Origin of the sequence: Nonlabens tegetincola (assembly GCF_002117085.1) — a bacterium.
Taxonomy (GTDB): domain Bacteria; phylum Bacteroidota; class Bacteroidia; order Flavobacteriales; family Flavobacteriaceae; genus Nonlabens; species Nonlabens tegetincola.
Genome location: NZ_CP019342.1, coordinates 1,000,616 through 1,015,711 on the forward strand (window position 1 = coordinate 1,000,616; position 15,096 = coordinate 1,015,711).

Genomic DNA, 15,096 nt, shown 5'->3' on the forward strand with positions numbered 1-15,096 from the left:
ATAAGGCGCTTTTACAATTTATTAATTAATAAAGTTATCTCTTTAGAGCAAAGTGTCCTCTAAAACTTCTTCCGTCACTTAATTCTACCATATACCAATAATCACTAGAAGGCATAGGGTTACCATTATAAGTTCCATCCCAACCAGCACCTGTAGGACTTATTTGTTTCAATAACTTACCATACCTATCAAAGATATAAATGTTTGCATCTGGCACAGTTTCAATAGCAGTTACTTGCCATGTATCGTGATATCCGTCAGAATTAGGAGTGAAATAAGGTGGTCCACCTATAATAACAGCATCTTGAGAAACCGTTCCACACCCATTTTTATCTTTTACATAAACGGTATAAAATCCTGGAACTAGATTATTAAATCGTGGCGAATCTTGATATACAAAGTTATCCAAACTAAATTCATAATCTCCTGGACCAGTAACTATCGCTTCAAGTGTATTTGTATTTACTTCAAATTGGTTGACAGCAATTCTTTCTATAGTTGCTATATCAGATTCAATTACTCTAATGGTTGCTGTGGTATCACAACCATTGCTATTTGTTACCGTTACTGTATAGTCATCTTGTGAATTTACTGTTATTGTTTGTGTAGTTTCACCAGTTGACCATAAATAACTTGAATAACCAGGACCTGCATCTAGAACTTCATCAATTCCTGCACAAATGGTTATTGGACCTTGATTATTGATATCTGGTCTTTCAAATACTTCAATTTCAAAGAAGGAAACATCGTAACAATCAGGGTTATTTCTGTTTTGAATTCTAGCATAAATTGTTTGAGCTCTTGATGTATTGGTATATGGCACGGGAAGAGCATTGCTATTTGAATCCGCATCAGCCTGATTTAAGTGATAAGTTATTTCAAAATCAGAAGCTGATTGACCGTTTAATACTGCACCATCTTGTTGCGAGAAATCAAAATCTTCAAAACCATCATTAGAAGGATCATCACAACCCACTATATCAGGAGCAAAACCAGCAGTTGGTTGTTCGCTTACTGTCAATGTAAAGCTCGTGAAATCCGCACAAACTGGATTAGCTACAGCTTCAATTCTAACGTATACTGTTTCTGGATTTGTAACATTATTATAAATCACAGGCAAAGCATTACTGTTATTATCCGCATCATTTTGTGTAGGATGGTAAGTAATGGTAAAATCTGATGGGTTTTGATTACCTAAGACTTGACTATCTGCCATTGATAAATCAAAAGATTCGGTATCATCATTTGTAGGATCATCACATTGAACCATATCGTTCACCGCATTTGCAGTTGGAGTAGGGGCAATAACAAAATTAAAACTGGTTGTAGTATAACAACTATTATTATTTACATTATCAATTCTAACAAATATTCTAGGAGTAGAAGCACTTACAGAATAAGGACTTGAAAGTGGACTAGTGTCATTATCAGCGTCTGCTTGAGAAGCGTGATAGGAAACTACAAAGTCTGATGCTGATTGACCATTTAATATGGTAGAATCAAATTGACTAAGATCCACATCTTCAACACCATCATTGGAAGGGTCATCACATACGATTATATCAGCTTGAACACCTGCTTGCGGAGTTGTGTCCACAAATAAATTGATACTTATTGTATCATAACAGCTCGTGTTAGAATTAGTCTGTATTCTTCCTATTATAGTTGATGTTCCAGAGGTATACATGGTAGGTAATGCTGTTGCACCGCCAACAGTTCCTAGATCAGCATCTGATTGATTAGCAAAATACTCTATGGTGAAATCTGCGGCGTTTTGAGTATCTAAAATTTGAGAATCTAGAGTACTTAAATCAAAAGTTTCCTGACCATCGTTTGAAACATCGTCACACAATCTATAATCCGCTACCGAATTTGCGATAGCTTGTTCATTTAAAATAATAGTAATAGGTGCTGTAGCAGCACAACTTTCATTATTTAAATTATCAACACGAACAACCAGATTTGTTGTTCCTAAACTTACTTGATATGGACTTGTCAACGGGTTTGAGTCATTATCTGCATCAGTTTGATTGGCATGATAAGTAACTACAAAATTGGTAGAAGTTTGACCGTTCAATACATCATTATCAAATTGTACACTTAAATCCACATTTTCAACTCCGTCATTACTAGTATCATCACATAAGTCTAAAGTAGCAGGAGTATTGGCTAAAGGAAGTTCATCTACAATTAAATCAAAAGTAGTAGTGTCAAAACAATTTGTATTGTTAATATTTTCAATTCTTACATACATAGTTTGCCCTGCACTACTATAATTTAAGGAAACAGGCGTTGCTCCACCAGCTGAACCTAAATCTGCGTCCGCCTGTGAAACAAAAAAATCAACATTGAAATCTGCAGCGGTTTGTGATCCTAATACTTCCGAAATTTTTGTATTTAAGTCAAATACTTCTGAACCATTATTGGAAATGTCATCACACAGTCTGAATTCTGTTACTGTATTAGCAACTGCTTGAGTATCTAAGAATAAGTTTATAGATGTTGTATCGTAACAGTCAGTGAAATTGGTGTTTTCGATTCTAACATATATAGTAGTATTTCCTGTTAAAGCAAATGGACTTGTTTGAGGAGAACTATTTGTATCGGCATCAGATTGATTTAAGTGATAGGTTATAGCGCTATCTGAAGCATTTTGACTGCCTAAAACTGTTGCGTCAAAATCGGTTAAAAGAATATCTTCTGTACCGTCATTACCATTATCACAAAATCTTTGATCAGGTACAGGATTAGCTACTTTTGAATCGTATACATTTAATGTAATATCAATAGTATCAACACCTTGACAAGCAGTTCCAGGATCAGTAACAGCTCTTACATAAACAACTTCTGAGGTTGGTGTAGCATTTACATAGCTATTAAAATTGGTTATCGCATTAGTACCATTATTAGCATCATTTGATGTTGGGTGGTACGTTACTTGAGCACCACCAGCACTTCCACCTGGAAATACCTGAGAATCGGAAGTTGTAAGATCAAATGTCTCAAAACCATCATTATCTGCATCACACAAATTTAATACCGCTGGTGACAAAGTAATACCACCTGCCTGTGATACTATAACGTCGAAAGTATCGGTAACAAAACAGTCAATCGACGCAGGCGGATTTGTGTTATTAGAAATTCTTGCGTAAACGGTAGTTGTACCTAATGGAAACAGGTATGGACTATTAATAGATCCTACATTATTGTCGGCATTATTTTGAGTTAGAAAGTATGAGATAGTAAAATCGGTGGTACTTTGAGTACCATAAACAATAGGATCTATAACGGTTACGAGGTCTAATGGTTCGTCACCACTACCATCAGAATCACACAATCGTTGTATTGGAACTGGATTTATTATTGGATTTTCATAAACATTTATAACTTGAGTAGCCGTAGCAGAGTAGAAGCCGCTGGTTACCGTTAAAGAAACAGTGTAGACTCCAGGTCCAGCATATAAATGTGTTGGGTTTAATTGAGTACTTGTATTTCCATCCCCAAAATCCCAAAGAACGGTTGCTGTTGCACAAAGTCCACTAGCAGAACTGTTAAACTGTATCGTACTACCATCACAATAGTCGGTTTGATTTCCATTATTACCGCCTCCAGAGCCATTATTAGCATCTTGTGCAAGGAATGAAGGTTCAAAAAATGAAGTGATAAATGGTGGTAATCCTTCTCTAGACTGCATAGGCGTAGCCAAAGCCACACCATCGTCAACATAGCCTGCAGCACCACCTAGTAAATTAGGACTTCTTATTACACCTAACCATGGTTGACAAGTACGTGCATGATAAATCATACCGTCAATACCTAATTGTAAAGCTCCACGACCAGAATTATTAGTTGCATTTGTAGGAATTACATTAGGTCTACTATTCCACATGGCTCCACCATTAATTTCATACTGTAGAATTTCTCTGGTGTTCCCAGTTCCACATCCATTACCAGTATCTTGGGTATTTCCATTTAAGTATACGAGTTGAGAATTTGGAGAAAACTCAGTACCATAATATCTTGAAGTGGTTCCAGTAGTGTTAGTAAGAGGTATAGGATTAGAGACAACACCAGTAGCGTTATCAAAGTCAGCTAGATAAGCCGTTCCAGCGTTCCCTATAGAGGTATTTGATACTTTTGATGCATCAGGTGATAATCTAATGTAACCACGAGCATCACTCATTGCAGTTGTTGGTAATGGTGAGTCAACACCTTGGGCAGCAAGTATAATTCCACCACCTGCAGGATAAGCACTATAAGTTCCATTTCCATCAAAAGTAAGAATCCAATAAAAAGTTTGAGAATCGTTGTAAGCTGCTGTAACTTTTTCCTGAGTACTTGCTTGTATTAATAAATCTCTTCTTCCTGCTACTACATCTCCTAATCCACTATTAAGGGACATATCTACGATACTATATCGCAATCCTGCACTAGAACTAATAGTAATTACAAAATACCTGACTGTGGACCCTAAATCGGGAATGATAATGGCAGACTGAGCACTAGAGGAATTACCGGATAGTCCGGTTCCATTAGGCATAGCATTACCATTTCTATCCCAAACTGTTGTTCCGTCTGAATACATTAATAAGGTACCACATTCATCTGATATGGTACTACAACCTTCAAATGTATTCAAGGAACCAGTTGGACCAGGAAGAGGTGCTCCACTATTAAAATCTAAACTTGCGTTTTGTCCAAAGAACCACCACGATGCCTCTCCTTGAGAATACATCGACAGAGGTGTCAATAAAATTAGAAAGAGTAAGAGTTTTTTCATTTTCGTCATTGATTAATCTACGCAAAGTAAGATTTTTTTATGACTTCAATGATATTATGTTAAGACCACCTTAAAATATATGATAAGTATTTGTTAATTAAATGTTTATGCTTTCGCGAAAGCGGAATAAAAAACGTTATGCATGTATAATAAATAGGGCTGGACGTTTATGAATATCTGGAATATTTTGCTTCCATTTTTTTACTGAAAAGGTTCTAATATATTCAGTTGGTAGAGTGATATCGCATGCTATGCACAAACGCGTTTCTGGATGTAATGTGGTTAATAATTCTTCAATTAACTTATTATTGCGATAAGGCGTTTCAATTAAGGCTTGAGATTGATTTTCTCGTAAACTTAATGACTCTAATTGTTTAATTCTTTTTCGACGATCATGCTTATCAATAGGGAGGTAGCCATTAAACGCAAAACTTTGTCCATTCATACCACTAGACATCATTGCCATAAGGATGGAACTAGGTCCTACTAGAGGTTGAACTCTTATTCCTTGTTCATGTGCCATTGCTACAACCTGTGAACCTGGATCTGCAACACCAGGAACACCAGCCTCGCTCATAAGACCTACATGTGTACCTTCATGACATGGTTTAAGAAAAGTAGGTAATTCACTAGGTTCGGTAAATTTATTAAGTGTTGAAAGTTGCAGGCTAGGTTGTGATTTTCCTGGGTGAATGCTTTTTATAAAGCGTCTAGCACTTTTTTCATTTTCTACGATATAATGATCAACTACCTCAATTACCTTTTTTACAGATATAGGTAATACCTCGAGAGGATTAATTTCACCTAGTGTTACAGGGATGAGAAACAACCTACCTTTTTCCATCATACTAATTTGTATTTATATATGTTTTTTCTTGTCTTGATATATTGATGTACCATGTTAAGAAAAATTCCTTTATCATCATTTAAAGGAATTAAAAGCTTGTTTAAAATTTCACTATTGGTTACCTGATATTTAAGATCGATATAGGCATAACCTTGAACCTTATTGTTGGAAATTTTAAGTACTGCGTGTTCTGTTGTTGTGCGACCTCTTAATTTAAGAATATAGGATCCATTCATGAAGTTAAATTCTTCTAATAATTCATCTATACTCTTACCGTTTTTTAAGTGTTCAATATCTGCCAATTGTTGTAACAATTCGTTATTGACTATATAATCATCGGGAGATTGACAAGAGTTACTAAATAACCACTTAAGAAAATTAATAGCCTTTTTATCGCTTCTAAAAAATATTAAACCATCTCTAGAAGGAAGAGCTATTTTATTAATTTGAATACGATTGTCTTTATAATTAAGTACAGATTTTAAATGTATAGCTTTTCGCTTACGAACAAATTTCGGTCTTTGAGCCTTAATTTCTATGTATTCTTTTATTTCTGCAATTAAAAGGCTTCCTGTTTGTTCATAGGATACTCTATGAATTTTCCTAGTTAAGTTTTCTGCCCACTTAGCTTGTGCGGTTACAACTTGTCTAAGTTTTTCTTCATATTTCTGCTTTTGGAAATATAAAGAGATTGATTTTTTCATTAAAAAGATAAAGGACACCTGTAGTCGCAGGTACTGAGTCCAAAAATTCTTGAAGGCCTTTTTTTACACTCTTTTGTGCTAATTGTTTTTGAAAGCTGTTTATAATTTTTTTTCCTGTATCTTTTTCAAGAAGAATCTTAAACAACTTTACTGTTGCTGCCGCATCACCTGTAGCTCGATGTCTCGAAGGAATTGGAATGCCCAATGATTTACAAAGTTTTCCTAGGTTGTAACTTTCTTCATCAGGAAGTAATTCTTGAGCTACTTGAACCGTGCAAATGCTTTCTCTTTGATAATCATAACCTAGGCTAGAGAACTCCTGGACTAACATGCGGTAATCAAACTCAGCATTGTGAGCAACTATGACACAACCTTCGGTAATTTCAATAATTCTTTTTGCAACCTCAAAAAATTTCGGAGCTTTGATTAACATCTTATTGTTTATACCTGTAAGTTGAACTACAAACGGTTGAATGGGTTTTTCCGGATTTACCAGGCTAGCAAATTGATCCACTATTTCATGTCCATCAAATTTATATATAGCGATTTCGGTGATTCCTTCATCACCATAATTACCACCGGTAGTTTCTATATCTAGTATTGCGTACAATTAATTATTTTATTTGGTGAAACTACATAAAAAATGCCGTGATTATACACGGCATTTAAAAAGGTTATACAAAGGATATTAAATTTTTGGTCCGTAAATCTTATCATATAGATCCTGATACCTTGCTTTAATATTTCTTCTTTTCAATTTTAGGGTAGGAGTGAGTTGTTCATTATCGATAGACCAAACTTCTGGAGTAAGTTCAAATCGCTTTATGCGTTCCCATTTTCCAAATTGTTCGTTATAATGATCAACTTCTCTTTGATATCTGTCAATTACTCGATCTAGGGCACATAATTCTTCGTAAGAATTGTACTTAAGTTCTTTACGCTCTGCCCATTCTTCAAGAAATTCAAAATTAGGTTGAATAAAGGCTGCTGGCATTTTTTCTCCTTCACCAATTACCATGATTTGTTCTACAAAACGACTTTGTTTAAGAACATTTTCAATTACTTGTGGAGCAACATACTTACCACCTGATGTTTTAAACATCTCTTTCTTTCTATCCGTAATTCTTAAGAATCCTTCTTGGTCAATTTCACCTATGTCTCCTGTATGAAAGTAACCATCTTTATCAATAGCTTCAGCGGTTTTTTCTGGATCCTTATAATAGCCCATCATACGTTGTGGACCATTAATTATTATTTCACCATCTTCGGCGATTTTAACATCGGTTTCCTTTAATGGTTTTCCTACCGTACCTATTTTAAATCCGTTATTACGCATGTCATTTACAGCAATAACTGGACTAGTTTCAGTTAGACCATATCCTTCCATTACTGGTACGCCTGCTGCGTTGAACACACGTGCAAGTCTGGGTTGAAGAGCAGCGCTACCACTAGCTATGGCTTGTAGATTGCCTCCTAATGCTTCTTGCCATTTTGAGAAAATCAATTTACGCGCTAGTTTAAGTTTTTGTTCATACCACCAGCCATTCCGTCCATATGGTTCCCACTTTAATCCAAGTTCTACAGCCCAGAAGAATAATTTCTTTTTAATGCCGGTAAGATCTGTTCCTTTGGCGATAATTTTATCGTATACTTTTTCGAGTAATCGAGGTACCGCACTCATTACATCGGGTTGCACTTCTTTTAGATTGTCCGATATAGCTTCAATAGACTCCGCAAAATAAATACCACCACCTACATAGGTATACATGTATAATAACATGCGTTCATAAATGTGACAGACAGGTAAAAAGCTTAATGCCTTACCTTTTCCTTCAATGATAGGTAGTCGTTCTCTAGAAAAGATAGCGTTGCTACTAATATTTTTGTGAGAAAGCATTACACCTTTAGGTCTACCGGTTGTTCCAGAAGTATAGATAAGAGTTGCTAGGTCATCTTCCTTGATGGCAGCCATGCGATCCTCTAATTCTTTTTGGTTACTGTCGTCTTTACCTAATTCTAATACTTCTCTCCAGCTTTTACAGCCTTTGATATCATTATAAGAATAAACTTCCTGCAATGATGGAACCTTGTTTCTTATTGCTTGAACCTTATCATATACCTCTTGATCAGATACGAAAACAAATTTTGCCTCACTATGATTAAGAACATATGCGTAATCCTCTTCTGATATAGTAGGATAAATAGGTACATCTTGGGCACCTGTTTGCATAACTCCTATATCAGTGATGTTCCATTCCGTTCTATTGTTTGTTGATATAATACCAACTTTATCGTCCTTTTGAAGTCCCAATCGCATTAATCCACGTGATAGGGCACAGGCTTGATCAATATATTCTTGTGTAGAGGTTTTTTCCCATATTCCATTCTGTTTAGTAACTAGAGCATCTTCTCTAGGATAATTCTTTAATTGGTAATATGGAAAGTCAAATAATCGTTTGATTTGCATGAATTATTTTTTTCGGACGCTAAATATAATACTAGTATTATAAAAAAGTTAACAATCCGATCTAATAAATTATCTATTGATATAGATGTAACCAGCAAGATTTTCTTTATTCCCTATCTTAAGTACGTAGAAATAAGTACCTTCTGGTAGTTTTTCGTCCTGAGATGTTGTTACTCGACCTTCAGAAATTCCAGAAAAACTATTGTCGTAATTTTCTTTTTGATATACAGCCACACCCCAACGATTGTAAATGATAAGTTCGTTATCTGGTATATCTTCTAATCCTCGTATAATAAGTGTGTCATTTATACCATCACCATCTGGTGTAATTCCATTATAAACTAGAATATCATTGCCATTTTCAAGAATAGAAGCTAACGTATAAATAGTATACTCTTGTGTTGCATTAATTTTTGTAGTAATGGTACCTTCATTGACCGTTCCTGTAATAGAGTCATTTCCTAAATTGTCCCATTTATTGGTGGTAGCATTCCAAGCAGCTATTCTAAGTTGACTCAAATTATTTACTAAACTACTTACATTACTACTCGATGTCCAGTGTAAAGTAACATCTGCAGTACCTGTACTATCAAGATACCAAAACTCAGTTGTTGAAACAATATCTAAGCTAGGCTCAAAGGCAGATGTGTCAAAGCCACTCACAAATGTGGTAGGAGCGTTAGGATCCTCCTTAAAATAAGCTGCTACAAATTGTTTTTCTGTATAATTAGAAATTCCTAGTGGTTTAAGTTCAAAATCATCTCCAATTGGAAAAGTGAAATCTATTGAACCAGAAAATTCATTAAATCCATCAACATGTTTATTGTCATTTGAATCAAAATAAAAGTTATTATTTAAAAATTTGAGTCTGATGTTGGGATTAATTCTAGGTGTAATAAATCTACCAGATATAAAGTCTAATTCTCCCGTAATTCCTACGGAAGTTAATAAACTTAAATCATCATCTACTTCTAACTCCACATTCTCAAAATTCATTTGGTTGGTACCAGAGAAAGTAAGCATGCGATTATAATTGTAAAATCCGGCAAGTCCATCATTGTCATTCGATATTCCGTCATTTATGACATCTGTATGAAAACCTATCTGTCCTGTTGGATGTATTTTTAAATTACCATAATTATGTATGGCAGTTTGCGCTTTCGCGAAAGCGTAAACTAATAACAAAGTAAAGAATAGATAATTTTTCATAATCTAAATTTTAGTAATACCAATGTTTGAAAAATTGGCGTTTAGTGTAGCACCATTTACATTTAATACATATCGAATGTTGATGACGTCATTTGCATTTAGACTAAACATAATTGTACCTGTGGTGCCCCAGAAATCTCTACTAGGGACACTTGCAAATCCTCTAGATAAATATCCTCTTCTTGATCCATTGATGAAAACTGCTAGGATATATTTATTATCACCTGCCGGCATATTGGTAGTTGATAATTCTCCAGAGATAAGATAATTTCCTTGTTGAAGAATTGTGATTTCAGAAGTTCCAGATATTGTATAATAATCGTTATTTATCGTTGTAACGTGACTATTAGTCAATGGCAAATCATAAAAGGTGTTTATTGCAGTAGGTAAGGAGCCTCCATTACGATTTAATATTACAGTCTTGCTTTCATCTACCGTTAGTTTTTTCCATGTAGTAGAATTTCTCAGGTACAAAGATTCATCTGTGGTATTGTAAACAATAGATCCTTCATTAGGATTAGAAATGCTGTTAATCTCGGTTGTGGTCAAAGTAGGTATCCCCATTATAGAGTTGGGATCTATTTGAGCTTGTGAGAAAGCGAACCACACGGTAAATATTAAACTACTTAGGAATAATTTCATGAGCAAGTTATTTGTAGGCTGTAAATAAAACCACTACGGCTTCATTGTTAACATCTGCTGGTTGAACATTAAGTACTGGATTAGTATTATTTACCGTTATATCACCGTTAGTATAAGTAGCATTTACGGTAAAACCATTTGTAGTAAAATTGGTTAAAGACGCTTCAATTATACCCAAATTAGACCCATTTTGATCACCGTATCTTATGCCAACACAGTTTGAGCTACTTGAATATCTAGAAATGTCATTGATTGAATTTCCATGTCCACCTACGTAAATACTTTGTTGAACAATGCTTCCTCCGTTATTTCTAGCAAAACCGTTTGAAGTTCCATATGAATTTGAAATTCCACGAGCATTATTTCCCACACCGTTATCTGCCGCTATATTATTCGATTCAACATTTGCATGAGCAACAAAGCTTACTTGTGAAGGTTGGAAGGGAACATCTGATATTGTAATTGATCCAGACGAGTTAATAGTGAAGCTACCTAAATAGACATTAGAATCAACAAGCATTTCACTCCAACCGGTATTTGTATATTCTAGCATTCTGTTACGGTCTGTATCATATACAATACTACCTTCTTGAACGCCTACTATTGAGTTGATTTCTGCGGTTGTTAAGTTTGATATCCTCATTAAGGAGTCTGGGTTTATTGCAGGCTGAATAAATGAGAATAACAACATTAAAAGTATTATGATAAAAAGAAGTTTTTCATTTGAAATTAATTAAGGTAGTTTAATAATGGTGAACATGAAATCAAGATCAATGTCAACCTTAGGACTAGCACCATTATCGCTATCTCCTATATTCACGTTAAATCCATTAGCATCATTTCCGTAGTACGAAATTCCAGGATCATCGTAGTTTGAACCGCCAGCTGGTGGACAGTTTCCATTACAATCTAATACGGTTAACTGTATTACATATCCAGTTGTTATAGGAGTTGTAAAATTAATACGATAGTCTCCAGTATTAAGTCTAGTAATGCTCGAAGTTCCAAAGCTTGTGATGGTAGAACCATCTCCTGCCACATTACCAGCTGCAGCAATAGTAGGACCAACAAAATAAGCTCCACCATCTGATCCAACTTGTATACTATTATTGGCATCGGCACTTACGACCTGTGCAGTGGTTGTTGTACCAGCCTCGTTGGTAAAAGTTATTTCTCCAGTAGCATTTGGATCACTAGAAGTTGGTGTATCATTTTGTGAAAAAGTTGTTACGGTTTCATCAATATCTACTGCAGTACCATCAGCTTCAGTTACAGTAGCAATACGATTACCAGCGATCACATTAGTAATAACGATACCGTTAGTGTCAATAGTCACATCGGTACCATCATTATTGGTGAATGTATAGGTTCCATTCATGTTATCAGTGATATCAGCTTTAGCAACAGTTTGTACCGTACCATCTTCATTAGTATAAGTAACAAATCCGTCATTAAGGTCAGTAAGATTCGTTACTGTTTGTGCAGCAGACACATCTACGAATAGGGCACCGTCAGTACCAGCAGTGATGCTGTTATCAGCATCAGCAGAGATTAGATTTACATTAGCATTCGTAGCGTCTTCATTAGCATAAGTAAGTTCACCAGCATTGATTCCTAAAGCTGTAACCGTTTCGTTAATATCTTCTGTATCACCATTTTCATTTTCATAAGTCGCAATGGTATTACCCGTTGCTGCATTACCAGTGATGGTAGTAATGGTTTCATCAATATCTACAGCAGTACCATCAGCTTCAGTTACAGTAGCAATACGATTACCAGCGATCACATTAGTAATAACGATACCGTTAGTGTCAATAGTCACATCGGTACCATCATTATTGGTGAATGTATAGGTACCATTCATGTTATCGGTAATATCAGCTTTAGCAACAGTTTGTACCGTACCATCTTCATTAGTATAGGTTACAAATCCGTTTCCAAGATCGGTAAGATTCGTTACTGTTTGTGCAGCAGATACATCTACGAATAGGGCACCGTCTGTACCAGCAGTGATGCTGTTATCAGCATCAGTAGAAATCAGATTTACATTAGCATTGGTAGCGTCTTCATTGGCATAAGTAAGTTCACCAGCATTGATTCCTAAAGCTGTAACCGTTTCATTAATATCTTCTGTATCACCATTTTCATTTTCATAAGTAGCAATGGTATTACCCGTTGCTGCATTACCAGTGATGGTAGTAATGGTTTCATCAATATCTACAGCAGTACCATCAGCTTCAGTTACAGTAGCAATACGATTACCAGCGATCACATTAGTAATAACGATACCGTTAGTGTCAATAGTCACATCGGTACCATCATTATTGGTGAATGTATAGGTACCATTCATGTTATCAGTGATATCAGCTTTAGCAACAGTTTGTACCGTACCATCTTCATTAGTATAGGTTACAAACCCATCATTAAGGTCAGTAAGATTCGTTACTGTTTGTGCAGCAGATACATCTACGAATAGGGCACCATCAGTACCAGCAGTGATGCTGTTATCAGCATCAGCAGAGATCAGATTTACATTAGCATTGGTAGCGTCTTCATTGGCATAAGTAAGTTCACCAGCATTGATTCCTAAAGCTGTAACCGTTTCATTAATATCTTCTGTGTCACCATTTTCATTTTCATAAGTCGCAATGGTATTACCCGTTGCTGCATTACCAGTGATGGTAGTAATGGTTTCATCAATATCTACAGCAGTACCATCAGCTTCAGTTACAGTAGCAATACGATTACCAGCGATCACATTAGTAATAACGATACCGTTAGTGTCAATAGTCACATCGGTACCATCATTATTGGTGAATGTATAGGTACCATTCATGTTATCAGTGATATCAGCTTTAGCAACAGTTTGTACCGTACCATCTTCATTAGTATAGGTTACAAATCCATTTCCAAGGTCAGTAAGATTCGTTACTGTTTGTGCAGCAGACACATCTACGAATAGGGCACCATCAGTTCCAGCAGTGATGCTGTTATCAGCATCAGCAGAGATCAGATTTACATTAGCATTGGTAGCGTCTTCATTGGCATAAATAAGTTCACCAGCATTGATTCCTAAAGCTGTAACCGTTTCATTAATATCTTCTGTATCACCATTTTCATTTTCATAAGTAGCAATGGTATTACCCGTTGCTGCATTACCAGTGATGGTAGTAATGGTTTCATCAATATCTACAGCAGTACCATCAGCTTCAGTTACAGTAGCAATACGATTACCAGCGATCACATTAGTAATAACGATACCGTTAGTGTCAATAGTCACATCGGTACCATCATTATTGGTGAATGTATAGGTACCATTCATGTTATCAGTGATATCAGCTTTAGCAACAGTTTGTACCGTACCATCTTCATTAGTATAGGTTACAAATCCATTTCCAAGGTCAGTAAGATTCGTTACTGTTTGTGCAGCAGACACATCTACGAATAGGGCACCATCAGTTCCAGCAGTGATGCTGTTATCAGCATCAGCAGAAATCAGATTTACATTAGCATTGGTAGCGTCTTCATTGGCATAAGTAAGTTCACCAGCATTGATTCCTAAAGCTGTAACCGTTTCATTAATATCTTCTGTATCACCATTTTCATTTTCATAAGTCGCAATGGTATTACCCGTTGCTGCATTACCAGTGATGGTAGTAATGGTTTCATCAATATCTACAGCAGTACCATCAGCTTCAGTTACAGTAGCAATACGATTACCAGCGATCACATTAGTAATAACGATACCGTTAGTGTCAATAGTCACATCGGTACCATCATTATTGGTGAATGTATAGGTACCATTCATGTTATCAGTGATATCAGCTTTAGCAACAGTTTGTACCGTACCATCTTCATTAGTATAGGTTACAAATCCGTCATTAAGGTCAGTAAGATTCGTTACTGTTTGTGCAGCAGACACATCTACGAATAGGGCACCATCAGTACCAGCAGTGATGCTGTTATCAGCATCAGCAGAAATCAGATTTACATTAGCATTGGTAGCGTCTTCATTAGCATAAGTAAGTTCACCAGCATTGATTCCTAAAGCTGTAACCGTTTCATTAATATCTTCTGTATCACCATTTTCATTTTCATAAGTAGCAATGGTATTACCTGTTGCTGCATTACCAGTGATGGTAGTAATGGTTTCATCAATATCTACTGCAGTACCATCAGCTTCAGTTACAGTAGCAATACGATTACCAGCGATCACATTAGTAATAACGATACCGTTAGTGTCAATAGTCACATCGGTACCATCATTATTGGTGAATGTATAGGTTCCATTCATGTTATCGGTAATATCAGCTTTAGCAACAGTTTGTACCGTACCATCTTCATTAGTATAGGTTACAAACCCATCATTAAGGTCAGTAAGATTCGTTACTGTTTGTGCAGCAGATACATCTACGAATAGGGCACCGTCTGTACCAGCAGTGATGCT

General features: G+C 35.8%; 9 protein-coding genes. All 9 read right to left on the minus strand.

Going from position 1 to position 15,096, the window contains the following annotated elements:
• Positions 1-34 precede the first annotated feature (34 nt).
• Entirely contained in the window at positions 35-4,780 is a 4,746-nt protein-coding gene (locus BST91_RS13445) for a T9SS type B sorting domain-containing protein (protein ID WP_085774660.1), read from the minus strand.
• 136 nt (positions 4,781-4,916) lie between these two features.
• Complete coding sequence (locus BST91_RS04810) at positions 4,917-5,627, minus strand: SAM-dependent methyltransferase (protein ID WP_060522536.1); 711 nt, start codon at positions 5,625-5,627, stop codon at positions 4,917-4,919.
• Positions 5,624-6,331 carry a GIY-YIG nuclease family protein gene (locus tag BST91_RS04815; RefSeq protein WP_085774661.1) on the minus strand — a complete coding sequence of 236 codons (708 nt, stop codon included), beginning with the start codon at positions 6,329-6,331 and terminating at the stop codon, positions 5,624-5,626. Before BST91_RS04815 ends, BST91_RS04810 begins: the two co-directional genes overlap by 4 nt.
• Positions 6,288-6,941, minus strand: coding sequence for a 3'-5' exonuclease (locus BST91_RS04820; RefSeq protein ID WP_085774662.1), 654 nt, complete (start codon positions 6,939-6,941; stop codon positions 6,288-6,290). Before BST91_RS04820 ends, BST91_RS04815 begins: the two co-directional genes overlap by 44 nt.
• A 78-nt stretch (positions 6,942-7,019) precedes the next feature.
• Positions 7,020-8,798 (minus strand): AMP-dependent synthetase/ligase, encoded by a 1,779-nt coding sequence (locus BST91_RS04825; protein WP_085774663.1) that lies wholly within the window; start codon positions 8,796-8,798, stop codon positions 7,020-7,022.
• 69 nt (positions 8,799-8,867) lie between these two features.
• Positions 8,868-10,007: a gliding motility-associated C-terminal domain-containing protein gene (locus tag BST91_RS04830; protein ID WP_085774664.1), complete on the minus strand. Its 1,140-nt coding sequence runs from the start codon at positions 10,005-10,007 to the stop codon at positions 8,868-8,870.
• A 3-nt stretch (positions 10,008-10,010) separates the two neighbouring features.
• Positions 10,011-10,649: a hypothetical protein gene (locus tag BST91_RS04835; protein ID WP_085774665.1), complete on the minus strand. Its 639-nt coding sequence runs from the start codon at positions 10,647-10,649 to the stop codon at positions 10,011-10,013.
• A 7-nt stretch (positions 10,650-10,656) separates the two neighbouring features.
• Entirely contained in the window at positions 10,657-11,340 is a 684-nt protein-coding gene (locus BST91_RS04840) for a hypothetical protein (protein ID WP_085774666.1), read from the minus strand.
• 42 nt (positions 11,341-11,382) lie between these two features.
• Positions 11,383-14,943 carry a beta strand repeat-containing protein gene (locus tag BST91_RS04845; protein ID WP_085774667.1) on the minus strand — a complete coding sequence of 1,187 codons (3,561 nt, stop codon included), beginning with the start codon at positions 14,941-14,943 and terminating at the stop codon, positions 11,383-11,385.
• Between the last annotated feature and the right edge of the window lie 153 nt (positions 14,944-15,096).